General features: G+C 44.4%; 22 protein-coding genes and 1 riboswitch. Of the genes, 5 read left to right on the plus strand and 17 right to left on the minus strand.

The window, feature by feature from the left end; all coding sequences use genetic code 11:
• Positions 1 to 78 precede the first annotated feature (78 nt).
• Entirely contained in the window at positions 79 to 1,086 is a 1,008-nt protein-coding gene (asnA, locus tag GPL15_RS13195; RefSeq protein ID WP_215699142.1) for an aspartate--ammonia ligase, read from the plus strand.
• A gap of 72 nt (positions 1,087 to 1,158) precedes the next feature.
• On the opposite strand, the gene GPL15_RS13200 is transcribed toward asnA, so the two are convergent.
• Together GPL15_RS13200 and GPL15_RS13205 are read right to left on the minus strand one after the other, a co-directional pair.
• Positions 1,159 to 1,806, minus strand: coding sequence for an ECF transporter S component (locus GPL15_RS13200; RefSeq protein ID WP_215699143.1), 648 nt, complete (start codon positions 1,804 to 1,806; stop codon positions 1,159 to 1,161).
• A 165-nt stretch (positions 1,807 to 1,971) separates the two neighbouring features.
• Positions 1,972 to 2,091, minus strand: a riboswitch (FMN riboswitch).
• 139 nt (positions 2,092 to 2,230) lie between these two features.
• The gene (locus tag GPL15_RS13205) at positions 2,231 to 2,557 is read right to left on the minus strand and encodes a hypothetical protein (RefSeq protein WP_215699144.1); all 327 of its coding nucleotides are present in this window, start codon (positions 2,555 to 2,557) and stop codon (positions 2,231 to 2,233) included.
• Positions 2,558 to 2,795: 238 nt separating this feature from the next.
• On the opposite strand from GPL15_RS13205, the gene GPL15_RS13210 reads away from it, so the two are divergent.
• Entirely contained in the window at positions 2,796 to 3,197 is a 402-nt protein-coding gene (locus tag GPL15_RS13210; RefSeq protein ID WP_215699145.1) for a DUF554 family protein, read from the plus strand.
• Between the two features lie 579 nt (positions 3,198 to 3,776).
• Here GPL15_RS13210 and GPL15_RS13220 read toward each other — a convergent pair.
• From GPL15_RS13220 to GPL15_RS13265, 10 genes are all read right to left on the minus strand, one after another.
• On the minus strand, positions 3,777 to 4,301 hold the full coding sequence (locus GPL15_RS13220) for a hypothetical protein (RefSeq protein ID WP_215699146.1): 525 nt from the start codon (positions 4,299 to 4,301) through the stop codon (positions 3,777 to 3,779).
• A gap of 535 nt (positions 4,302 to 4,836) precedes the next feature.
• A complete protein-coding gene (locus GPL15_RS13225; protein WP_215699147.1) occupies positions 4,837 to 6,513 on the minus strand; it encodes an extracellular solute-binding protein in 1,677 nt (558 codons plus the stop codon).
• Positions 6,514 to 6,610: 97 nt separating this feature from the next.
• The gene (locus tag GPL15_RS13230) at positions 6,611 to 8,890 is read right to left on the minus strand and encodes a helix-turn-helix domain-containing protein (protein ID WP_215699148.1); all 2,280 of its coding nucleotides are present in this window, start codon (positions 8,888 to 8,890) and stop codon (positions 6,611 to 6,613) included.
• Positions 8,891 to 9,011: 121 nt separating this feature from the next.
• On the minus strand, positions 9,012 to 10,391 hold the full coding sequence (locus tag GPL15_RS13235; protein WP_215699149.1) for a sulfatase-like hydrolase/transferase: 1,380 nt from the start codon (positions 10,389 to 10,391) through the stop codon (positions 9,012 to 9,014).
• A gap of 46 nt (positions 10,392 to 10,437) precedes the next feature.
• Entirely contained in the window at positions 10,438 to 12,156 is a 1,719-nt protein-coding gene (locus tag GPL15_RS13240; RefSeq protein ID WP_215699150.1) for a glycoside hydrolase family 3 protein, read from the minus strand.
• Between the two features lie 14 nt (positions 12,157 to 12,170).
• Positions 12,171 to 13,637 (minus strand): sulfatase, encoded by a 1,467-nt coding sequence (locus tag GPL15_RS13245; RefSeq protein WP_215699151.1) that lies wholly within the window; start codon positions 13,635 to 13,637, stop codon positions 12,171 to 12,173.
• Between the two features lie 11 nt (positions 13,638 to 13,648).
• Positions 13,649 to 14,530 (minus strand): carbohydrate ABC transporter permease, encoded by an 882-nt coding sequence (locus GPL15_RS13250; RefSeq protein WP_215699152.1) that lies wholly within the window; start codon positions 14,528 to 14,530, stop codon positions 13,649 to 13,651.
• A gap of 13 nt (positions 14,531 to 14,543) precedes the next feature.
• Positions 14,544 to 15,461 (minus strand): ABC transporter permease subunit, encoded by a 918-nt coding sequence (locus tag GPL15_RS13255; protein WP_215699153.1) that lies wholly within the window; start codon positions 15,459 to 15,461, stop codon positions 14,544 to 14,546.
• A 337-nt stretch (positions 15,462 to 15,798) separates the two neighbouring features.
• Positions 15,799 to 16,101, minus strand: a complete 303-nt coding sequence (locus tag GPL15_RS27485; protein WP_215699203.1) for a diguanylate cyclase — start codon at positions 16,099 to 16,101, stop codon at positions 15,799 to 15,801.
• A complete protein-coding gene (locus GPL15_RS13265; protein ID WP_215699154.1) occupies positions 16,040 to 16,228 on the minus strand; it encodes a hypothetical protein in 189 nt (62 codons plus the stop codon). The genes GPL15_RS27485 and GPL15_RS13265 overlap by 62 nt, the downstream gene beginning before the upstream one ends.
• Positions 16,229 to 16,432: 204 nt before the next feature.
• On the opposite strand from GPL15_RS13265, the gene GPL15_RS13270 reads away from it, so the two are divergent.
• Positions 16,433 to 16,693, plus strand: a complete 261-nt coding sequence (locus tag GPL15_RS13270) for a hypothetical protein (protein WP_215699155.1) — start codon at positions 16,433 to 16,435, stop codon at positions 16,691 to 16,693.
• A 106-nt stretch (positions 16,694 to 16,799) separates the two neighbouring features.
• On the opposite strand, the gene GPL15_RS13275 is transcribed toward GPL15_RS13270, so the two are convergent.
• The 4 genes from GPL15_RS13275 to GPL15_RS13290 all read right to left on the minus strand — a co-directional run bounded on the left by GPL15_RS13275 (position 16,800) and on the right by GPL15_RS13290 (position 21,638).
• Entirely contained in the window at positions 16,800 to 17,669 is an 870-nt protein-coding gene (locus tag GPL15_RS13275; RefSeq protein WP_215699156.1) for a carbohydrate ABC transporter permease, read from the minus strand.
• A 10-nt stretch (positions 17,670 to 17,679) separates the two neighbouring features.
• Positions 17,680 to 18,657, minus strand: a complete 978-nt coding sequence (locus GPL15_RS13280) for a sugar ABC transporter permease (protein WP_215699157.1) — start codon at positions 18,655 to 18,657, stop codon at positions 17,680 to 17,682.
• A gap of 20 nt (positions 18,658 to 18,677) precedes the next feature.
• A complete protein-coding gene (locus GPL15_RS13285; protein ID WP_215699158.1) occupies positions 18,678 to 20,030 on the minus strand; it encodes an FAD-dependent oxidoreductase in 1,353 nt (450 codons plus the stop codon).
• Between the two features lie 183 nt (positions 20,031 to 20,213).
• A complete protein-coding gene (locus GPL15_RS13290) occupies positions 20,214 to 21,638 on the minus strand; it encodes an extracellular solute-binding protein (RefSeq protein WP_215699159.1) in 1,425 nt (474 codons plus the stop codon).
• Between the two features lie 195 nt (positions 21,639 to 21,833).
• Between GPL15_RS13290 and GPL15_RS13295 the strand changes: the two genes are divergently transcribed.
• Both GPL15_RS13295 and GPL15_RS13300 read left to right on the plus strand, forming a co-directional pair.
• Positions 21,834 to 23,387, plus strand: a complete 1,554-nt coding sequence (locus GPL15_RS13295) for an ATP-binding protein (RefSeq protein WP_215699160.1) — start codon at positions 21,834 to 21,836, stop codon at positions 23,385 to 23,387.
• Between the two features lie 13 nt (positions 23,388 to 23,400).
• Positions 23,401 to 24,096 (plus strand): response regulator transcription factor, encoded by a 696-nt coding sequence (locus GPL15_RS13300; RefSeq protein WP_215699161.1) that lies wholly within the window; start codon positions 23,401 to 23,403, stop codon positions 24,094 to 24,096.
• A 175-nt stretch (positions 24,097 to 24,271) separates the two neighbouring features.
• Here GPL15_RS13300 and GPL15_RS13305 read toward each other — a convergent pair whose 3' ends face one another.
• The gene (locus GPL15_RS13305) at positions 24,272 to 25,219 is read right to left on the minus strand and encodes an NAD(P)-dependent oxidoreductase (protein WP_215699162.1); all 948 of its coding nucleotides are present in this window, start codon (positions 25,217 to 25,219) and stop codon (positions 24,272 to 24,274) included.
• Positions 25,220 to 25,286: the final 67 nt, after the last annotated feature.

Below are 25,286 nucleotides of genomic sequence, written 5' to 3' on the forward strand. Positions count from 1 at the left end.
GTGTAACGCCTGCCTGACGGAACGCAGATTTCAGGCATACCCCGGACCGGAACTTAATTTAAATAGGAGGAAACCACCATGTCAATCATCATACCCAAAAACTATGACCCCCATCTGACCATCCGCCAGACCCAGGAAGCCATCAAATATATCAGGGATACCTTTCAGAAAGAATTTGGCCGGGAAATGAACCTGGAACGAATTTCAGCCCCTCTGTTCGTGGAGAAAAGCAGCGGCTTAAATGACAACTTAAACGGCGTCGAACGGCCGGTAGCTTTCGATATCGCAGGCATTCCCGGTGAGGAAGTGGAAGTTGTCCACTCTTTAGCCAAATGGAAACGTATGGCTCTTAAAAAATATGATTTCGGAGTTGGGGAAGGCCTTTACACCAATATGAACGCCATCCGCCGGGACGAGGAACTGGATAACCTCCATTCCTGCTATGTGGATCAGTGGGACTGGGAGAAAGTCATCGCCAAAGAGGACCGCACCATGGAAACGCTGATGGAGACGGTAAAACATATTTTTAAGATCATCAAACATATGCAGCACGAGGTCTGGTACAAATACCCTCAGGCAGTGAAGCATCTTCCAAAGGACATTTATTTCATCACCGCTCAGGAGCTGGAAGACAAATACCCGGATAAGACGCCGAAGGAGCGGGAAAACCTGATCACCCATGAACATGGCTGCGTCTTTTTGATGCAGATCGGCGATAAGCTGGCCAGCGGGGAACCTCATGACGGCCGGGCGCCGGACTATGATGACTGGAGTTTGAACGGAGACATTTTATTCTGGTTTGATAATCTGGACTGCGCGCTGGAGATTTCCAGCATGGGAATCCGCGTGGACGAGAAGGCGCTGGATGAACAGCTGAAAAAAGCAGGCTGCGAAGACCGCCGCAGCCTGCCATACCATAAAATGCTTTTAGAAGGCCAGCTTCCATATACAATCGGAGGCGGTATCGGCCAATCCAGGCTCTGTATGCTGCTTCTGGACCGCGCCCACGTGGGTGAAGTCCAGGCCAGCATCTGGCCTGAGGAGATGCGCAGGGAATGCGCAGAGCACAAGATCTTTTTACTTTAGAGCAGGCTATGCAGCCTGAATCCGGGGCAAAAATACCATAAAACGGGGCGTGCAGATAGCGGAAATGAATTTTTATACACGCTCTGGTCCGGTTTTCACTGATTTCACGGCACGTTTTGACGACGTGCTGTGAATGATGATGCTGACTCTCTTGTAAACCAGGGCGGTAATCAGAGATACCACCGCGGCCTTTACAATATTGAAGGGGCCTACCGCCAGCACAGCAAATGTCCATACATTGGAGATGGCCGGATTAATGGCCGCGCCTGCGGCGATGATCGTATCCAGCGGCATGAAATTGGAGTAGAATGGAAGCATGATAAGGGCATTTAAGATTACGGCCACAACGGTCATGACCACAGTGCCTGCTGCCAAGCCGATGACCGCACCTTTTTTCGTCTTTTTAATTTTGTAGATAATCCCCGCCGGAAGCACGAGAGCACATCCAACGCAGAAATTCGCAAATTCTCCCACAAATCCTGTGCTGGTTGGTTTTAAAACCAATTTCACCAGAATTTTCACAAGCTCTATCACAACGCCAGCTACAGGGCCTAACGCAAAGGTTCCCACCAAAACCGGCACTTCGCTGATATCCAGTCCGTAAAAAGACGGCGCTATAAACGGCAGCGGAACCTCGAATAACATGAGCACCGCGGCTAAGGCGCCGAACATGGCCATAAGGGTTACATTTTTGATGTTGAGCAATTGATTCTGTTTCATTTTTCTTTCCTCCTACATGGTTGTAAGTTCATCTTGTCTGAGGAATTGCAATTACGGGATGGGGGATTGGCTTTTTTGCTCTTCTGCTTTAAATCTGAAAACAAAAAAATCCCCGGACATCAAAAATATCCGGGGCCTGTTATCTACCGCACTTTACCACTCTTGCAATTTCTTCTCTCATCCAGACTATACTGTCGGTTCCGGAATTTCACCAGATCAGCCACAAAATGTGGGTCGCGGACTATGACCGCCGGTAGGGAATCACACCCTGCCCCGAAGAACTTATATTTTATTTTATAGTTGCATAATAGCATATATATGGGGGGAATACAAGTATTTTAACGTATTTTTGCATTATCATTTTGACTACATTTATTGCGTAACTATCCTTTTCTATATCATGACATGTCTCAAAACTCCAACACTAACCAGCAGCCCCCATCTGAGTTACCTTACGATATGGCTCTACTCGGTTTCGGCGAAACTTACATAACTCCTCTACTGGGATTTCCATCTCTTTTTCAGTCCGTTCTATCACGTTGACGTTCTGGTTTTGATTGTTTTTCTCCCAAAACTCTATAAATTGTTTTTGGGCAGCATCGAAATTATCTGTTATTAATGTAACTGGGCAGCTTACAGTCAACGTTGTTTCACTTACCGGCTTCTGACTTCCACTGCATCCGGACAATGACGCAATAGCAATAACGATAGTAATCATGGCGACATTGTCTCTAAAATTTCTTTGTATCATGTGTAATCCTCCCATTCGTTTAATTTTTTCCAGTATAAAATAAAACTATATACCTGACAAATTGCAGTTTGCAATAATTATATAGTTTTTGTCTATAATTTCAGATTTTATTGTTTATTTCCACCATGATTACTTTATTTATAGTCTTCATCACTATATCTATCCCAAATAACAATTTCTCTGTTCCTATATTTTATTTTAAACTTGTATTCAAATAAAACAATGGAGGGATACGCAAATGCCAACAGGTATTATTATCAACTGTTTTTCTGTCCTTACGGGCGCACTCTCCGGATGTGCCCTGGGGAGATTTTTCTCAAATAAATTCAAAGATACTATAACCATCATTCTGGGACTCAGTGCTTTTTCTATCGGTATTAACAACTTAATCAAAGCGCTTCATATGCCGCCTATTATTCTCTCCATTGTTTTTGGAACTGCGATTGGGCAGTTCTTACATATTGAAGAAAACATCATTTATTTTTTTGAATGGCTCCTCAGCAAACTTTCACATGAAAAACATGGTGTTGATACCCATTCTTTTGTTACAGTAGTTGTACTTTTTTCGCCAGTGGGTTTGGTATTTTTGGTGTTTTTGGTGTTTTTACAGAAGGGCTCAGCGGCGATTCCTCCATACTGATCTCAAAATCAGTTCTGGACTTCTGCACCGCATTTATTTTTGCCAGTACACTTGGAATAACCGTAAGCTTTATCGTGATTCCGCAGATATTTATATTTCTTGCACTTTTTTTCCTGTCACACATTATTGAACCAATGATCACCTCCTCTGTTTTAATGGATTTTATGGCTTGTGGCGGAATATTAACTATAGCCGCCGGACTGCGAATTGCCAAAATCAAAGCCATTCCGATTGCCGACATGATACCTGCACTGATATTAATTATCCCACTTTCTTTTTTATGGAAGTAGATTGGTACGATGGCATCATATTTCATCAATGAAATCTACGGAGTGCGTACATTCAGATCCTTCCTTGACCTAAAAATATGGTGTAACCCCTATCCTTGAGGGCCTCAGGAGATGTAAATGTAATCTTTTGGAGCAAAACCTGTATCTTTTTGATTATTATGATGAGATTCTTCAGGACATAAAAAATCTTCTTGGGATTGATTTCAGCAAGAAGTACCGCATTCTGAGCGAGATAAAAAGGGTGTAAAGCCCTTAAACTCCATAGACTTTACACCTTATAACTGTGATGTTATTTAATTCTTTTCAATTCTGCAGTGTTTTGAATCGTTTGATTTTTGAAAATCTCAACTACTGTACACAAACGTTCAATCCTTTCATCAATTTCCGTATTCTTTTCCATCTGCTTTTCGTAAAATTCTAAGGTTAAGTCACGATGGGATTCCACAGTTGCTTGTAGATTATCTACCTTGGTTTCTAGATTATCTACCTTGGTTTCCAGATTATCTACCTTGGTTTCCAGATTATCTACCTTGGTTTCCAGATTATCCACCTTGGTTTCTAGATTATCCACCTTGGTTTCTAGATTATCTACCTTGGTTTCCAGATTATCCACCTTGGTTTCTAGATTATCTACCTTGGTTTCCAGATTATCCACCTTGGTTTCCAGATTATCTACCTTGGTTTCCAGATTATCCACCTTGGTTTCCAGATTATCCATCTTGGTTTCTAGATTACCCAGCCTATCATTAACGGGATTTAATGATTCTTCCATTAAATTCTTGATAGCCTGTAAATCCTCATTTGTCAGCGCCATATTATCACCTGCCTATGTTTTGGTTTCGTATTTTAATGATATAAGTATATCATAGGTGATGATGAAAAGTCTAATTGAACCTATCAATGGTACAGTACTGTTTCATAAAGATTTTTTATTGCTTGTTATGACTGTTTTATTTGCTGAGATGCGGCAGATGGCTTGTAAAATTAATTTCTCATTTTCACTGTCACTTTTTCCTACTAAAGCAATTTGTTTTCCTGATACTATATCTAATGATAAATTATTAATAACATATTTTTTATCTTCATAAGCATAACATATATAAAATAAAGGAGGACAAAGCCTTAATATATCTTAGACTTTCCCCCTTTATACTCGATAATTATTATAGATATCCCCACGGTTTCCGGCATCAACAACGCAAATAATATACTAGATAATCCGATAATTTCCAACACGTGAACGGTAAAACCAAGCGGCGATACCGTTCAAGAAATCTCCCTGACTAATGTTTCCATGCATCGTGTAGTACTACTCAATAGCAATTACCACAGCAGAAGCATCATCCCCCTCATCGTTCATTATACCGCTTCAACGCCGTATTCTGAATTTCTATGGCCCGGTCAATCCCCAGCTTTTTAATATTTTCCACATAATTATCGAACGTATCAAGGCTTTCCTGTCCCATGATGTATTTGATTGTCATCTCATCACGGTAAGTTTGGACCTGATTCATGATTGTGGCAAATTCTTTACTCTCGTCGCTGTTTGGCGTAATAGGCGGAAGGAGATGTTTTCTGGCGTCCGTATCCGGCCAAATCTTATATCTTGCTTCTAACTGTTCCGGCAGTTCCATGGTCTGCTCTGGCACTCTGGCATCTGCAATGTGAGGCCCTCCTTGAACGTTCATTGTATAAGCGCCTAATGCGCTTTTTACAGTCCAGCCTTCCTGGTTCTTCATAATTGTATCCGTAAATTTGGGATATGAGTCAACAATATCATAGGTAAGGCCTTCGGTTCCAAAATTAGTAAACATGTGGCCTTCTTCGCCATACATATAGTCCATCAGCCGGGCCGCCCTCTCAACATCTTCGCAGGAGGTGGTAATTGCCACTGAGCTGATTCCGGAATACCGGTTTTCACAACACCCGCTTTGAGGCCTCTGCCCCTCTTCCAATGTAGGCCATGGAACGGCTACTAATGAAAAATCAGGGTTATCCTTTCTTCCTGCCACAATCCATGCTCCCATATTTCCCTCAGTCAGTCCTACAGACGCTCCTGCCTGTCCGGACGTAACTTTTGCAGCCACCTGATCCTTTTTTAAGCTGACCAGATCGATATCCACCAAACCTTCCTGATACCATGCAGAAAAAGTTTCCAGGTAGTTTTTGTATCCTTCTTCAATGCTTCCGTAATGTACATTTCCGTCATCTCCCAGATAGAAATCAACGGATATTACGTTTGCCAGGGCTATCGGATTAGCTGCTCCGATTCTTCTGTCCGTATAAGCATAGGACAGGGGCGCACTGGCGCCTTTCTTCTCCTTAAATGTCTTTAAAACCGTATGCCATTCTTCCACTGTGGACGGCACTTCCAGATTCAGTTCTTCCAACCAGTCACCGCGCATCATCGGGCCGATCAATATGGTCTCAGCTTCCCCCCGGATCATAGGAAATGCGTAGTACTGACCCTCGTCTGTCTTTATCATCCGGTCGATATCAGGATTTTCCTGCAGATAGACTTTTAAGTTTGGGCAGTACTGGTCGATGATATCGTTCAGAGGCTGAACCACGCCGTCTGATATGGCCTTTTGAGGGCCTCCCGGATAGCTGACCAGCCAATTATACTCCATGAGATCCGGCAGATCGCCATCTGCCAGCACCAGTCCGAACTGCTCCGTTTCCTGCCCTGTGGGTGGGTGAAGGAATTCGATCTCCACTCCCGTCCGTTCCGTCATTTCTTTGACAAACGGCGTATCCTCCAGTGTGGTAAAATGAAGAGAAATATTATTGTTCAGTACTTTCCACCAGGTAAGTTTATCTCCCGTTTCCATAGGGTAACTGAATTCGCCGTTTTTTGTACCTTCTGTCTCAAGGGCGCTCTCTTCCTGTGACACACTCTCTGTCTTAGGCGCTCCTTTTTCCTGTGATGTGCCTTCAGCGGTTTTAGCCGTATTTTGCCCTGCGCACCCTCCCATAAGGGCCGCCGCGCCTATAGCCATACACAGTTTCATTATTCTTCGTTTCATCGTTAACTCCCCTCTCTGTCATATTAGATGTCCCCATTATAAACACAAAATCCCTTATTTTTATATCGGAAAAATCTAAAAAACATCAGACAATCTTTCATTTTTGCTTTTTTTGCCCAGGTGTAATGCCCTTTTTCTTTTTATAAATGCGAATCAGATAGGTGCTGTCCCTAAATCCGGCCCGTTTGGCAACTTCCACAACGCTCATTCCCTGTTCCAGAAGCCGTTCCGCCTCTAATAAGCGCACATTATTTATGTATTCCAGCAGACTGCTGCCGGTTTGTTTTTTATAAATAGCCGATAAATAGGATGGGGTCATATTAAAATGCAGGCCGGTCTGAGATACATTGAGGTCCGGATTTTTGAAATTTTCTAAGATAAATTCCTGAATCTTTCTGCTCAACTCCTTATCTTTCCCCGTGTCCGACTGCAGTTCACGGATTTTACCGCAGATATTTTCAATTAGCGACAGGAATAAAGGTTCCAGTTGATTTAAGGGCAGTTTAGCTGATATCTTTTCCATCACATTGCTGTCCTCCAATGCGCTGTGATACCCTCCTGCATCCGCCGCCTTTAGAATCGTGCCCAATAAATCAAACATCAGACATTGGTATACGGTAAGCGAAATTTCTCCTGAAAGGTTTTGCTCTAACATTCTTTTCAACTGATTTTGGGCTATTTCCTGGTTTCCAGCTTCCACGGCATTAAACAGCTTCTGGTCAAGCTGCGCATTATAGCGGTATTTCTGATCCCAGCCGCACACATCTTCATAACAGATCAGGTTGTCCTCCAAAAGTGAAATATAACCCTCTATCTCACACGTGTCCGCATAGGATTTAAATATTTCATTTTTCCTGCTGTAAGTCCCTCCCAGAAGTGCGGTTACAACATAGCCGAATTTGTCTTCGATCAGATCCAGAGTACAATGCACCAATTCCCGGATCTGTTCCAGCCTGCCCATTTCACTGAAATTGACAATTCCTACCTTCCGTTCGCCCACATGAACCATATAGATTTGAAAACCCTCTGCTTCTTCTATTAATTCTGTAAATATATTTTCAAGTATGAACTGAACAAGAACCTGTTCTTCCGCATTTTTATTATTTATAAAAATAAACTGAACCACCGCATAATACGGATATTCAAAAAATATCTGGTTTTTCTTTAAATTATCATTTAAACCGGCTGTATAGGTATTCTCCAGAAGCTGAAGAAGGTAATACTGTTTTAACTCTCTCCGGTTCTGTTTTAATATTTTCATCGCATTTACACGTTCTTTAAAAAACTGTTCCATCTGCTCCTGGAGCCATTGGTAATTATCTTCATTTTTTTGAGGGGCTCTCGTCTCATTATGGGTTTTAAACTGCGCAATGAGATCCCACAATATCTTCACCGGATGGTAATGCTTTTTGGTAAGGATTCCGGCCACGATAAATCCGATAATAATACACCCAAACAGGGTAATAAAATAATATCTCTGCATTTGATCCGCATTGGCTTCAATCAGTTTCTTCGGCATCAGCATATAATACTTCCAGCCACTGTCTGCTGATTGTTTAACCATAGCGGCATATTTATCATTCTTAAATTCCGTCTCAATATAGTTATCCCTGGTGTCTTCCATATCAACAATCCCCTGGAGGTAATCTTCATATTGGATATTATCGGTTCCGCACAGTATCTGGCCGCCCCGGTCTTCTATCAAGACCGTAGCCTGATCCATCCACCGGATTGACTCCACCAGTGTTTTTAAAGCCTCATTTTTAAACACTACTACTACCGTATAATTGGGATCCCCAATTCTTGCAGCGCCCGGTTCGCTTATTAAACACAGGGTATTCCCCGCCCCATTTAGAACGGGCAGGCTCAGACACTCTTTATAATGAAAGGCGCCTAATTGCTCCTGCAGCTCACCAACAGGCATCCCCTTCCCAAAATAAACATCGCAGTAAAAGTCAAAATCCATAACCCCCTGTCTTCCCGCAATCCGATTACTATCATTAAAATATACAAAAATATCTTCAATACGCTGTTCAAAGCCATAGGATCTTTGCAGATTCTGAGACAATTGATATAATTCATAGGAAACAGAGGCCTCATCTTCATTCTGTGCATTCAGAACCCTTTGGATGGACTCCATCTGAGTTGTGCCCAAAGCCATCTGCCAAATATTCCCCATATAGGAATCCACTTGGTCGCTAATGCTTACAAGCATCTGCTTGGTCATAGTCTCAGACTGTTGTGTTACCAGCTTTTTGTTATAAATATGAAGAAATGCTCCAAAAATAAGGGGAATCACTAAAATAACCAGATATGACAGCAGAATCATATAATACTTCTCTTTTTTAGCCCCATTTTTCTTTAAACAGATTCTCATACCATCCCCCTTTTCCTTTCTCCCCTTCCCCCATGCCGAAGCTCTTTCTGCCCAGGCACGCGCTGATATCTGAATTATATCAGCACACCCACTTCCGGGGAAGGAAAAACTTAAAATTCCATCATGCCTCTCCCCTTGCTCTCTCAGCGTTAATATGGGCCAGCAATTTTTCCCTCAACATCAGAACGGTTCCGGCATACTCCTCCCGGTCTGCCACGTTAAACTGCTCCGCAGGATCTTTCCTTAAATCCGCCAGGAACATATCCTCATCTTCTCCGCCCGCTTGTTCCCCGTCGATCCGTATATTCATATCAAACCTGTAATCCAAACTGCGGATACAGGATCTCATAGGCCATCCCCTGCCTTCTGTATACAAACCGCATTTTTTATTCGGAAATGTAAAGCTCCCTTTGTCTCCATATCCGATTGTGGCATACACATATTCCGCAGTTTCTTCCGAAAACAGATCCCTGCCGCGAAACTGCCCGGGGGCCTGTATACCAGCTAAAGAGAACAGGGTTTTGCCCAAATCCAGGTTTTCACAGATATCTTTTCTTCTTACGCCGGAAGCTAGTTTTTTTCCATAGCTGATAATCAAAGGCACCCGATGGGACCAGCATGCAAAATTCTGTTTGGCATAACGGTGGTTTTCTCCCAGCATAACCCCATGATCTGCCCCAAATAGAAGGATTGTATCATCCAAAAGGCCCTGTTCCTCCAGCGCAGAAATAATCATGCCCACCTGGTCATCCACCCAGCGCACCAGACCATAGTAGCAGGCTTTTGCCCGCCTGGCCTCGTTTTCACTCAATCCGTCATTTACATTTTCTATGTATTTCTGCTCAAAGCGGCTTAACCTGGCATTCTGCATATCACAGACAGGAAAATCCAGCCAATCATACAGGAAGGCATAATGAGGGAGAGGGACTACCGGCGTATGGGGCTGAAGCCACGAAATCCGTACCATATAAGGGGCATCCTGTTCTTTCATCCACTGGATGGCATTATGGGTAACTGCATTGGGAGGATAGGGTATCTCAGGGGGAAATATCCCTCCAATCGGTGACTTGATCCCTTTTGTAGCGATGATATCCGTGCACAGGCCAAGACCGGGCTCTTTGATCTTACTCCCTTCTGGGTTGTGTACTCCAAACGGCTCCACCCCTTTTGGCAGATGCTGTTTTCCAAAATTGGCCGTCTGATATCCCTGGGCTTTAAAAACCTGAGGAATCGTTAAAAATCTTTTCTTTTTTGCATAGTTCTCTTTTGCGGCCTCATTATGATATACCCCTGTCGTTTCCGGATAAAGTCCTGTAAGCAGCGAATACCGGGAAGGAACACAGACAGGGGAGTTGCAGAAGCAGTTCTCGAACAGGGTCCCGGTTTGCGCCAGCCTGTCCAGATTCGGGGTCTGAATGCCTTTTGGTGCTCCGGGATAACAGCTCAAAGCATCACAGCGCAGTTCATCGCAGAACATATACACAATATTAGGTTTCCTCATGTGATCTCTCCTTCTATAAAAGGGATCATCTGCAGCCCCCCTCCTTTTACCTGGCATAATTGCTGACCGGCATCTCTCCCCGGGGGTCTATTTCCCCAAACAGGGCGCCGGCTGCCACCTCTATATTGCGCACAGTTGTGGTGAATGTTACTATTACGGTATCCGCATTGTTCGGAATCGTCAGCTCATACGGAGTGTTGGTAATTAAAATAATATTTTTTCCTTGTATGGCGGCCAGCTCCCGGATCTTTTCCGTATTTGATTTTCTTCCCCTGGTAAAGTAGTTTGTTACAATCACAGTATCAAAATCTGCCAGCTTCTTATTAATCCGTTCCAAATCTTCCTGGTCAAACGTATAGTCCGTCTCCAGATAAGTGATATTCCGGTTGTATTTTGTACAGTTGTTAAAAAGAATTCCCGGATAACAGGAGAGATTTACAAACCTGCTCAGATCCGCCTGTTCGATCAACAGGATTTTCTCTTCCTTAGAAAGCGGAAGTAACTGTTTACGGTTTCTAGCCACCAAAACGGACTTGAGCGCCGCTTCCTTTGAGAGCTTCACTATCTGCGGGTCTTTTAAAACCTGGTCCGGTTCCTCATAATCCTGCTTAGAGGGATAGAACAGGCCGTACCTGTATTTTAAATCCAATACACGATAGACTTTACGATCCAGTTCCTCCATGGTAATCCGCCCTTCCCGTACAAAGTCCGTAATGGCCGAAATCGTCTCTTCAACCAGGCTGCCCTGGGATTTCATGAGCACCAGATCCGCTCCTGCCTCAAGCGCCATAGCGCAGGCCTGTGCAACTCCGTACCGCGATGCAATTCCGCCCATGGTCATGCTGTCTGTAGTGATTACACCGTTAAACCCCATCTCCTCCCTCAGAAGCCCGGTCAAAATCTTCTTGGACACAGTGGCTATACAGTCAGGATCCAAAGCCGGATAAATACTATGGGCAATCATAATACAGGGAATCAAATCTTCTTCAATTAACCGCCGGTAAGGCAGCAGTTCCCGGTTCCATAAGGTCTCTTTATCTGCTGTGATGACAGGGACTTCAAAATGTGCATCCACCGGTGAATCGCCCCGTCCCGGAAAATGCTTCGCCGTTGCAATCATTCCCGCATCCTTAAACCCTCTGCACGCCTGTACGGCATATTCCGCTGCCACCTCAGGGTCATCGGAATAGGATCTTGCATTGATTTCCGGGTTCATGGGATCCGTATTAACATCCACATTGGGGGAATGCAGACAGGTAAATCCTACTGCCCTGCACTGCAGCCCCACCGCCCTGGATACTTCATATGCAAATCCGCTGTCTCCAGACGCGCGCACTCCCATGGAACGCGGGAACAACTGTACCTCAGGAAAGCCGCAATTGGCGCTCTCTCCTCCCTCCTGATCGGAAGAAAAATGAAGCGGGATGCCCAAAGGCCGTTTTCTGGCGGCATCCTGAAGGGATTCCAGGACTTTTTTATATTCCCCTGCGGTACACTGTGGCGCTGGGACACCTTTTTTATATCCATTATCATGATTAATTTTCACCACTGTTTTTCCGGTTCTTGGATCCACATAATTAGCGGAAGCCGAACGGCCGTGGGGTGTTAAACGAAATCCCCCGCAATGGTATTTTTCTATCAGTTCAAATATCCGGGCTGTGGCTACCGTACCGGAAAAACCCAGTGTCAAAAGAGCTCCAACCTTTTGCTCAAGAGTCATTTTTTCAATCAAATGGATCACATATTTATTTGTTTTCTGCATCATACTCCTCCGTCTCCTCAGATTCTATCTAATCCGGTTCTTTCAAATTGGCAGTCCGGGGCACCATATCGTCTTAACAGCTCCGCCATCTTTTTCATCAATCCATGCTCCAGCTCCGGATCATGGACCGGCCTGGCCTGGCCCGGATCATTTTGTATATCATAGATCAAATGGCAGTCGGGCGCATTTTTATGCCTGTGGGATACTGCTTGAATCCGCATCTGGGAAATGCCATGGCTGTGTTCCAGGAATTGTCCAAACTCCGCTTTGGCAAGAATTTCCCTCTCCAGAAAATCCTTTGTATTTCTCGGCATCAGGGTATGATGATATACGATGGAGCCCTCCGCAGGCTGGCGGCAATAGCTGTATCTGCCGTCGAACAGATTAATATCCTTTCCGAAATACCCATACAGTACCGCATCGTGAAGCTGATCCGTCTGTCCTGATATAAGCGGCACCAAAGAGGTTCCATGCACTCCGTCCGGTATTTCACCTCCATGCAGATCCATAATTGTGGGCATCAAATCCATAGCAGCGGTTAAGGCCGATATCCTTTTATGGCAGAACCCAGTTTCCGGAGTACACATAATGAGCGGAATATGAACCAGCTCCTGGTAATCAAACATATAGTTTTTAGCCCAATAACCGTGTTCTCCCAAAAGATGCCCATGGTCAGTGGTTAAAATCAGAACCGTATCCTTCCACAAATCCAGTTCATCCATTTTGTCCAGGAATTTTCCAAGCCAGAAATCCGCCATAGTCAAAACCCCCGCATAGCTCTTGCGTATATGCTCAACGGCCTCGGCCCCTTCCTTTACTTCCCGGTAAGGCGGCCAGTCAAAATGATATGGTTCTTCCCATGTGTCCTGATATAAATCCCTGTATTTCTTTGGACAGACAAATGGTTCATGAGGGTCAAATACTTCCAGATGAAGATGCCAGTTATCTTCCCGGAAGTTATTATCTAAAAACTCCATTCCCCTCATAAAACATCTGGGTGTTGGGTATTCCTCCTCATCTTCCAAATCCGTAAATTTCCTGTTCACCCAGTACGGCCTCCGGTTCTTGCCTATAAATTCCGGCAGCTCCGGTTCTTTGACCAGTGGATGCCACTGGTCTCCTTCCTGTCCCCGTTCAAACTCCCAGGAATCAAATAATGTGTGGTATGCTTCTCCGCCGCTGTGAAAATAATGATAATGATCAGTCACCATATGGCTGTACACGCCTTTCTGCCTGCGCAGTTCCACAGGCAGGCAGTCATCCCAGGGCTCAATTGGCCCCCAAGGCGCTTCCAGAAAACAAAGCCGCCCTGTCATCATCTCCCTGCGGGCCGGCATACAGGGAAGGGAACCGGCATAGTGATTATCAAACACCACTCCTCTCTCCGCCAGCCTGTCCAGGTTAGGTGTATTTACTTTTGGAAATCCATAAGAGTTTAAATAATGTCTGTTCAGTGAATCCATAACAATGAAGATGGTTTTCATCTAAATTCCTCCTATTCTTTGACTGCCCCCACCATGGTTCCCTTGGTGAAATGCCTTTGCAGGAACGGATATACGCATAAAATGGGAACCGTTGCAACCACAATTGTCGCGTAGCGTATGCTCTGGGAGATCGCATCCTGGCTTCCCGTATCCCCTCCGATGGCCATGGTAGACATATCGTTTTGAAGCAGTATTTCACGCAGAATGACCTGAAGAGGATACAAAGACCGGTCCCTTATGATCGCAGAAGCCCAGAACCAACTGTTCCAAATATGTACCCCATAATAGAGTACAATCACTGCAAGCATGGCCTTTGAAAGAGGCAGTATAATCTTGGTAAGAACCGTGATATGCCCCGCCCCGTCAATTCGTGCGGCTTCAACCAGACTTTCCGGTATGCTGGAAAACGAGGTTCTCAGAATGATCATATTTCTTGTCTGAATCATAAATGGAATGATCAGCCCCCACAGGCTGTTGGTCAGATGAAGATCCTTTAAATTTAAATAAAACGGAATAATTCCTCCTTCAAAGAACATAGTGAATACAATGAACATCATAATCGGCTTCTTAAACAGCACATTTTTTCTGGATAAGAAATATGCGCCTAAAGAAGTCATTATCATATCAAAAATCAGCCCCACCACCAGTATAAATAACGTATTTGCGTAACCCTTTATGATCATTGGGTTATTAAACACCTTTTTATATGCATTTACCGTAAAATCCAGCGGGCGCAGCAGTAATCCCGAATGTTTCATTAATGAATTGCTGTCACTGACCGATGCCATCACAACATACCATATCGGATAAATACATATAATAATCAGCAGGGATAATATCATATAGTTAAACACCTGGAACCCCCGTTCCCCTTTAGATACTTTAATTTTCATGCCGGCTGCTCCTTTACCATAAACTCGTTTCTGTTAATTTTTTCGATACTCTATTGGCAAAAATAATCAAGATCAGATTAATTGCTGAATTAAATAACCCGATGGCTGTAGAATAACTCCAGTCCTGCTCCAAAAGCCCGACCCGGTAGACATAGGAAGAGATGATGTCGGCCGTTTCGTAGGTTGAAGGATTATAGAGCAATATGGTTTTCTCATGCCCCATGCTCATCATCTGGCCGATTTTCATAATTAACATGATAACAATGGTAGGCGTTATGCCCGGTAGCGTGACATTTAAAAGCTGTTTCCATTTACCGGCTCCGTCAATGGCCGCCGCCTCATATAACTGGCTGTCCACACCGGATAAAGCGGACAGGTAAATAATGGATCCCCATCCCACCTGCTGCCAGATCGCTGACGCAATGTAAATGGTCCGGTAGTATTTAGGATTCTGCATCAAAGGAGTGGCTTGACCCCCAAAAAACACTATGATGTCGTTAATTACCCCCGTTGTCATGCAGAAATTTGTAATCATACCGGCCACAACGATCATTGAGATAAAATGCGGTAAATAGGTTATTGTCTGCGTCAGGCTTTTGAACTTTTTATTTTTCACTTCATTCAGCATCAGCGCTAAAATGATGGGCGCCGGGAAACCAAACAACAGATTATAAAAGCTTAGCAGAACTGTATTCTTAAACAACCTCCCAAAATAAATCCCGTCAAAAAACCTCTTAAAATTATCAAGCCCCACCCATGGACTTTCCGAAAACCCCAGCGCAGGGGTAAAATCTTTAAATGCAATCAGCGCCCCATACATGGGCTTGTATGCAAAGAGTATGTAAAATAAAACTACCGGTACAACCAGAAGGTACAAAGACTTGTTCTGCATCCAGTCCTTTTTTATCCTCCGGCCTAATTTGTTCATCATGTTTGCTCCCTTCTCCTTCCGCCGAATTTTACTCGGCTTTATTTTGTAATATTTATTATAGGAGATGGCAAAGAGCATTTATATCGGAAAAAATGTAAAAGCATCGGATTATTAGTAAAATGTGGTACCGATCTTATTTTCTCAGATGGAAAACTGTACTATAAGGCAGGGCGGAACCGATTTATCAACAGAATCCCTTACCGCCGCATTATATGCGATACGCAGTGCGATCCTGCCCGAAGGGCTTTTTATTCAATAGGAGCACTTTCCTTTTGAATAAAAAAACGGATCAATATGCACAATAGCTACATATTGATCCGAGCTTTTATCTGATATCTCAAAATACATTAATGCTCAAACTTCTTTTGCCTTCTCTTATCCTCATACATCCTATAATCTGCCCGGTTAACGCCCGGTCACCAGCACTGTGCCCCAGTTTGTCATTGATCTGTTTTAAATTATTTAAGTCAAACATCATGCAGGCGATTCTTGGAGTGCTTCCGGTTTCACGTTTCTGTCGTTCTAAGCGGTTTACCAGCAGCTCCGGATATGCTGCAAAAAAACGAGGCCAAAGTAAATCAGAATCGTGGCCCCCCCATCTCCGTCCGGTCTGACTGCGCCACTTCCACCAAATCGTGATACTTCATGAAATAATCTTTTCCTATCAATAAGATTATAGAAAACACGCCAATGGTTACAGCCACGGAAACAATTTCCGCTTTCTGGGAGGTAAGCATTCCAATATACCTTCCAATTGAAGTTACCATGCTTATTAGTCCTTAAAATGCAAAATATAAAAAATGTGCTATGATCTCTATAACAGTGATACCTATAAAAAAGTTAGTGCTCAATAGGATCAGCCATAGATGAGAGAAATCCACTGCATCACACATAGCTAATAAACCGGAGAGTAAAAAGAATAAGTGTGAAGAACTAATTTCCGGAAGAGTTGAATATGGAGAGGTGATCCCATGACAGACAATGAATTACTATTAGCAATTTCGTGTCTTATGGATAAGAAACTAGCTCCTATCGAAAGAGAATTAAAACAACTTAACATCACTCTGGAAAATGACATTTTGCCTCGTTTACAAAACATTGAATCATGCCATACATCAACCTATAACCGCTATCAAAGCAACTCAGACAGAATGGAAGCCGCATTTACAGACATAGAACTCATGAAAAAAGTCCTTGCTGAACACAGTGAGAAACTGCAAAAAATCTCATAACTACAAAAAAGTGTAAAACCCACCGTTTCCTCCGGGTCTTACACTTTTTTCTATATCCCCCCAGCCATCCTCAGCCGGGGTGATCCATAATAATCTCATTCCACGTCTACCCTTTCACCGCCCCCGATGTCAGTCCATCGATAAACAGCCGGTTAAAGAATATATAAACAAGTATAATCGGTATCAGCGAAATGGTAGTACCCGCCAGCATCAATGTCCAGGAAGATGCCGCCTCCTCGGTGGCCTTCAGGCCCATAATTCCTACAACCAAAGGCATTCTGGCTTTATTGGACATGGTAAACACCATGGGAAGCAGGTAATCGTTCCATGCGAAACGGAATTCCAGAATTCCCAGCGTAGCGATCAGCGGTTTACAGAGGGGGAAGATAATTCTTGTAAATATGCTGAAAAAGGAACATCCGTCGATTTTGGCCGCATCGTCGATTTCCGTTGAAATGGATCTCATATAGCTCTTAGCCACATATAAATTCGTTACATTGATGCCCAGAACGCGGATGATAATAACGCCCCACAGGGATTTGTTAATACCAAAGCCTTTAGCAATCCTGAACAGCGGGTACAAGGTCAAACTTCCCAGGGAAATGAACATGGATGATGTGATGAGCACAAACAAAAATTTCTTTCCCGGAAAATGGCCTCTCTCAAACACATAGGCCGATACGGTTATGGAAATGATCGTTCCGATTACGATCGGAACCGCCATAGCGATACTGTTCCATGTATACTGGGCGAAATTCGCATTTTCCCAGGCATTTACGTAGTTGGATATCTGAAATTCCTCCGGTATTACTTTATGGGCATTGGTGAGCAGCTCCGCATTGGACTTAAATGAACCGAAAAATGTGTAGATCAATGGGAACATGGTAAAAACCATAATAAACGCTATGACAAGATAGATAATAATTTTACCGATTACGGCTCTCGTACTTTTTGAACGCAGTTTCGTATCCTTCATTTGAAACCTCCTATATGTCTACTTCGAACCTGTTGCTGAACTTCATGTATACAATCGCAAAGATCGCCAGTATGATTCCCGTAATCACGGACATCGCCGAAGCATAGCCGACTTCCTGCACCCTGGCGGAATATCCGAAGAAGTATTTGAATACATACGTCATGACCACCTCGGTCTTTCCTGCCGGCGCTCCGTTGGTTGATGCCAGGATCAAGTCATTCATCTTCATACTTCCTACAATCGCCAGCATGATTACCACACGTACGGTGGAGCCGATCATAGGCAGCGTAATCCGGAAGAATTTTGTCACGCTGGAGGCTCCGTCCAGATCCGCACATTCGTATAATTCCTTGGGCACGCTTTGGAGAGCCATTAAAAAGAATGTCATGGTAATACCGTAATTGTTCCATATGGACGCCAGGCCGATTACGAAAAGGGCGGTCCATTTATTTCCCATCCAGTTGATGGGGTTTGCTATGATCCCGCTGTGCATCAGCATTCCGTTGATAATTCCTTTAAAGTTCTGGAACATCAGGGAGAAGATCAAACCTGTAATCGCAGTACTGATAATGGCCGGAAGGAAGAACATAACACGGAATAAACCGGTGCATTTCAGGCCTTTGTTTAAAAACAGGGCCAGGAGCATGGCAAATGGAATCTGAACCAGGAGTTTTCCAAAGGTCAGAATCATCGTGGTCCCTATGGATTCCCAGAAAGCTTTATCCTTAAATGCCCGGGTGAAGTTCTCTATGCCCAGCCAGATGGGTTCCCCGTAACCGGAATAGTCGTACAACGCATACCTGATAATATAAACAATAGGCACATATGTAAATATAAAAAACCCAACCATCACCGGCGCCAGCATCAGCATGGCCTGAATCGATGATTTGTTATATTTCTGTTTCCCTATCATAAAATTCATATTTTCCACCTTTCTTTCACTGCAGGATTTGCCGCAGGATTCCCGTATAACCGTCCCGGAATCCATGACGGCATCTCCTGAAGAATTTACTGAGGAATCCGGATACCCTGGCTTCTCAAATTATCCTGAAGCTCTCTGATATCGATCTCATCCGTATTAACTCCTTTGGCAGACGCCATGGCTGCCGCCGTTCCTGCCGCCTGGCCCGTCATCATGCAGGCTGAAATGGCCCTGATCCCGCTTTCCGCCACATGATCCGCTGAAATGCACCTGCCCGCTGTCAGCATATTTTTAATATTAACAGGAATTAAAGCTCTGTAAGGGATCTGGAAACTGTCGTCTCCCTCGATCGGATGGAAAATATGGCCTTTGTAGCCCCTTCCTTCCAGGCTGCCGTCTCCGTCCATCTCCGCGTCAGGGGCCAGCATATCATAAAATCCGGGATAAACAGCGATCACATCCTCATAGGTTTTGCCGGAACGCATATCCTCAATGCTCATCTTGTAATGCCCTTCAATTCTCCTGCTGTCCCGGAATCCGATTTCCGGCCCTATGGAAGCGATTTCTATATTTCTCAATTCCTCGTAATTCTCTTTTAAATAACGGTAAATATCCATGATATACTGCCTGCACTCCATCTCGCCTCTCGATACATCAGCAAGATCCGTGGGGTCGATATGATAAGCGCATGCATAGTTTACATAAGAAATCTGTCCGCCTTTTGAAAGCCGTCCAAACGGCAGATCCTGGCGTTTGCACTTGAGACCGGTCAATCCCGCTCTGTATTTCTGTTTGAAGTCCCGGCCAATTTCTCTCAGCCGGTCTTCTCCCTCAACATTCAGCTTTTCCACATCCGCTCCGGCAAACCTGAGGCCCACCGTGCCCGGCTGGCAGAGGCCGTCTAAATCCCTGCCCTGCTCAAACGGTACTCCGGCGCTGAACGCCACGTCGCCGTCACCGGTGGAATCCACGACCACATCGGCTTTCACCGCCACCGGACCATTTTTCGTCTGAATGATAACCGCTGTAATTCTGCCGTCTTCCACAATGGTTTCATTGACAAACGCATGAAAGTAGATTTCCACACCCAGTTCCGTCAGGAATTCATCCAGATATACCTTTAAATACTCGCTGTTAAAAGCATTTTTATTATATTCCCTGATGTTGTCGCTTCCATATTTCTCTTTGCATCCTTTTTCTATCTCAGCGTAAATGCCTTCCGACTGAAACGGGGTTCCCGCCAGAAAATAATTGGCATTTTCCACATAGCAGGCGGTGATATTTCCGCCCAGAAACCCTCTCTTTTCCAGAAGGATTACAGAGCGTCCCTGTCTGGCCGCCGCCGCGGCGGCGCCGATGCCTGCCGGGCCGCCCCCGACTACCAGCACATCCGTTGTCTTCAGAATCTTGATCTCTTCCTGTTTTCTGATAATATTCATATTCACACTCTCTTTACATTCAGATTTGCATAATTGTTACATTTTTCCATCATGGTATCCGCGCTTTTGCTTCGCGTCCACCGTTCCCTATAACTGCCGCATTCCGGCATAGCAGGCGCAATTTTACATAGAAAGTGCACGGATAAAGATTTACATCCTGTGTCCGTGCACTTTATCATCTCTTTATTTCTTTATGGTTTCATCACTGGATAAATAAAGTGCTAATTCATCCGGGCTGATCTCTTTCAAAGCCTCATTATATCTGCCGTCCAATTCTCCCAGTATTTCGTTGATATCTCCGCCGACAGTCAGATAATTAGCCATAACTTCCCGGTATGTAAGGCCTTTTACCTTAACGATGGTATCCGGGCTCATTGCCAGAAGGAATGTATTGTCAATGCCCTCTGCGAATTCTGCGAATCCCTTGCCTGCCGGTTCCTTTTTAGCCAGCTCGATTGCTTCTTTACGAACAGGAATTAAAACCGCTTCTTCATAGAATTCTGCCGCGCATTCGTCGGAATAGAAATATTCCATAACTTTCATGACGTTCTCATAATGGCTCAGTGCGTTAGTTCCAACACATAAAAGGTCTGCGGGCTGTACGAAATCTTTGTAGTCATTTTCTCCCGTAACAGTGGGTACATCGATTACCGCCCAGTCACATTCGGCCGGGAACTGTACATTGTACAGGGCACAGTCAAAACTTGCCGCGGGCATCATGCCGATTACGCCGGCTGAGAACTGAGCGCGCAAGCTGTCTGCGTCCATGCTCTCATATCCAGGAAGCACGCTTCCGTCCTGTGTCATACCGTAAAGTTCTTCCAGCATAGGAGCGTATGCGCTGTATTCAAACTGCTGATCCGCATAATCATAGCCGTAATGTCCGGTCCATTTTCCTGCAGGTGTTGTGAAATAGCTGCTGAGTGTCCATAATGTTCCAAGTCCCAGACCAAAACCGTAAGCGTCTCCGTTGCAGGCTGCTGTGATCTTAGCCGCACATTCTCTTACCTCAGCCCAGGTCTTAGGATAATCCGCTTCCGTCAGCCCTGCTTTTGCCCAAAGATCTTTGTTAATTAAGAATTTATAGGTGGTAAGGCTGTATGGAAGTGTATAGTGTTTTCCATTCATCGTATGTCTCTGAGGAATGCAGTATGGATCAAACATTTCAATCAGGTTACGGCTGGATTCACAGTCCATATCCTCTAAGGCAACCACATATCCGGCTTTCACAAAGTCTGTCAGCCATTTGGAATCACTTCTGAACAGATCCGGCGCATCCCCGTTGCCGGCCGCCAGCTTGATGGTATCCATGTAATCCGTGCCATATACGGTAAATTCAATTTTAATCCCCAGCTCTTTTCCAATTCCTTCGTTAAATGCGGCAACCTGTTCGTCCCTGATGGGTTTCTGTGAAATGTTATCCGACCACACGGTTACCGTGTCCACCTCTTTTGGCGCGCCGCCCCCTTCTGTACCGCTTGTACTGGCAGCGCCGCCTCCGCTGGTTCCCTGTGATGATGCTTCTGTTTTTCCTCCGCATCCGGCAAGTCCGGTTACCGCCACCGCCGCTGCAAGTGATAGTGCCATAATACGCTTAGAAATTTTCATACCGAAATCCTCCTTAAATCGTTTGTTTTTGTCCCCCCGTACTGGATTGACCTCATTATATACTGGCCTTCCGGCTTTGAACAGGTTGAAAAAATTTACAACCAGTCAGGCCGGTCTTTCATGTTGCCAATTCCAAACCCCTATGTTATATTGTCTATATCCACTAAAATACATAAGTGGTCAGGGGGGATTTTCATGGAATTGACTATAATGTTATTGTTTATTTTCGCCATTGTGCTTTTAATAAGCGATATCAGAAATCTTTATCATATCCTATTTTCCGTCATGCTCTTCAGCATGGCCATCGTTCTGACAGCAACCCTGATGTTTGCCACAAAGAAGGCAAATTACGATGTTAATTTCGGCCCTTTTCTTTCCATACTGGCTCATCAAATCTACCTGATGCTGTTGAATATTCTGAAGTATCTGCCGCTCTCCAAACTGCTGCTGCTTCGGAATGTCTTCATATCCATTTATTTTGGCACCATCATTTTATTTGTTAACATTTTCTGCAAGAATCTGTTAACCGGACAGGAGAAGAACCGGAAAATGCCTTTGATGTCCCTCGTCTACTCCATTCTGACGATTTACATCATCAGCTTTTTCATCTTTTACCACTCGAAAACGGCATGGAAACTCTATATTTTATATCATACCGCAGAATCACCCGAAGGGAAAAACCTGATCCGGTCTGTTGTAATTTCATTGGATCACATCATATCATGCCTTGGAACCATATGCCTGGTCTATCCTATCGCTTTTTTGCTCTACAATGGCATAAAAAACAGGATCACGTTCTTTTTTGACCAGCTTCTGGGCCTGAGTATCAGCATCGGGCTGTTAAACTCCCTGTTTTATTTCACCATTTTTATCAGCGACCTGCGGCTTTCCGCTTCCAGCCTGTTTTACACCGGCCTGTGGACCATTGCCCCTGAAACCCGGATATCCAGGTTTTACGACATAAAATTTCCTGTTATTGTTTTTATCCTGCTGGTCGTCGTCACTTATTTTATCATCTGGACCGGAATCGACAGCATGTTCCTCCAGATCCGGGCCAGATCCATAAAAAAGCAGCTCAACACCCTTTACGCCAACCTCAGGGACGTCTTTCATTCCAACAAAAACCTGATGTTTACATTCAAGATGCTCTCGGAAACAGCCATGCAGAACTACGGTTCCCCGGAAGGCGAGGCCGCGCTGAATAAGATCCATGATTTGAGCACCCACCAGTTAACCGTTTTAACAAATAACCTGAACAACATACGGAATCTGAATACCAAAACATCCTTTAACGATTTTATCAGCATTCTGGACAAATGCATATCGGAGACCGTGTTTCCTTCCTCCATCACTGTGGAAAAGGATTATACAGGTGAAAAACTGATGGGATTATTTGATCCATATCAGTTAGAGCAGCTCTTTTCAAATATTTTTCATAATTCCATCGATGCTCTCATGAAAAAAAAGGAGGGGCAGGACGGGCACAAAATCAAAATCTCGGTTGTCCGAAGCAAAAACTGGATCTATTGTTCTGTTTGGGATAATGGCTGCGGAATCGCAAAAAAGAATTTAAGAAAAATTTTTTCCCTGAATTTTTCCACAAGTATCGGGTCTCATAATTTTGGCATGGGAATGCCCTATGTTATGAAAATCGTAGAATCGCACGGCGGACACATCCGCATCAAAAGCAAAGAGCAGCAGTACACCAAAGTCGAAATCCTGCTGCCGGGCTGCATAGCCGAATCATAAGGAGATGATAACTATGAACACAGAAGGAACTGAAAAAATCAATATCATGGTCGTTGACGACATGCCGGAAATCGTGAACTATTTCAAGGAAAATCTAAACCGGGAGCCGGATTTAAATGTGGTCGGCACCGCCAATTCGGGCATGGAAGCGGTTTCTGTGGCCGAGGCCTGCCGCCCGGACGTGATTTTAATGGATATTCAGATGGAAACAAATAATTCCGGCATTCTGGCATCAGAAAAAATCCATAAACTTCTCCCCAACACAAAGATCATCATCGTCACCATACACGAAGACGATGAATTGTTATTCTATGCCTATTCCGTGGGAGTTATGGATTATATCATAAAAACCGATTCCATTGACCGGGTGTTAACTTCCGTAAGAAATGTCTATTCCAACGACCTCATGCTCAGGCCGGAAATCGCCAACAAAATACGGGAAGAATTCAATTCCCTGCGGATGCAGAACCAGTCCCTTTTGTTCGCATTCCACATTCTGAGCGAACTGACCAACAGTGAATTCGATGTGCTCAAGGCCGTTTACGAAGGATATTCCTATAAACAGATATCCCAGATGAGATACGTGTCCCAGGCTACTATAAAAAGCCAGGTGAACAGCATATTGAAAAAATTCTCTAAAAAGAGAATGAGCGACGTTATCTCCATGCTTCATCTGGTGTCGTTCGATAATATAATCAAAAACTTATAATTGTTTTCATAAGGGGGAGATGTCCGGGCAGACTTCCCCCTTGTGAAAAAATGATGTACTGGTTCAGATGGCGTATACTGGTTCAGATGGCGGAAACTTGGTTCAGAAAGCCGCTTACAAGAGAGCCTGACGCCATTTTTAACCAAGTTTCCCACCGTCCGGGCTGTTAACAACGTTATTTTACCACATTTACAGGTGAACCGTTCATCCAGGCTTCCAGGTTATCCATAATGATCTGGGCGCGGAGCTGCATGGATTCGTCGGACGCAAATGCGATATGAGGCGTTAAAATGGTATTCTTCGCATTTAAAAGAGGTTCGGAAGCGTCCAGCGGCGGTTCTTTGTCAAATACGTCAATGGCGGCTCCTGCGATCACATCCTGATTCAGCGCATCCGCAAGTTCCTTCGCCACCACTACCGGCCCTCTCGCCAGGTTGATCAGATACGCGCTCTTTTTCATCTTTTCAAGCTGGGCTTTTCCGATCATTCCCCGTGTGGAATCATTTAACGGACAGTGCAGAACCACGATATCGGATTCTTCCAGTAACTGATCCATGGTAACCTGAGTGATATATTCCGGATAATCGTTGTGAACCGATCTGCTGCATGCCAGAATTTCCGCGCCGAATGCGTGGAACAGTTCAGCGGAACGTTTGCCGATGTTTCCAAGGCCGATGATGCCGATCTTTCTTCCCTTGATCTCACCGCCCACCAAACCGGCCTTTGTCTCTCCGTTTCTGCAACGGGTTTCCGTCTGAGGAATCTTTCTCATCAGCCCAACAGCCAGTCCTATAGCCAATTCAGCCACCGCTTCATTGGAATATCCTGTGGCATTGCTCACATCGATCTTTTTAGCTCTGGCCGCATCCATAGCCACATGATCCACTCCGGTAAACGCGATATCGATAAATTTCAGATTATCACAGGCATTGATCACCTCCGCAGGCATGGGCATATTCGCCAGAATCATGGCGTCGGCATCTTTGGCCTGTTCGATTAAAACGGCTGTATCCGTTGTTCTTTGATAGTCAAAAAACTGGCACCCCTTCGCTTCCAAAGGCTTTTTCAGTTCGTCTAACGCCTGCTTTGACACTCCTAAATCTTCCATTATTACAACCTTCATTTTGACTTTACCTCCATATGTACAGCTATATTATTATATAGGTTTAGTATAAAGGATTCTTGTCAGA

This window comes from Clostridium sp. MCC353 (genome assembly GCF_018785315.1).
Classification (GTDB): Bacteria; Bacillota; Clostridia; order Lachnospirales; family Lachnospiraceae; genus CHH4-2.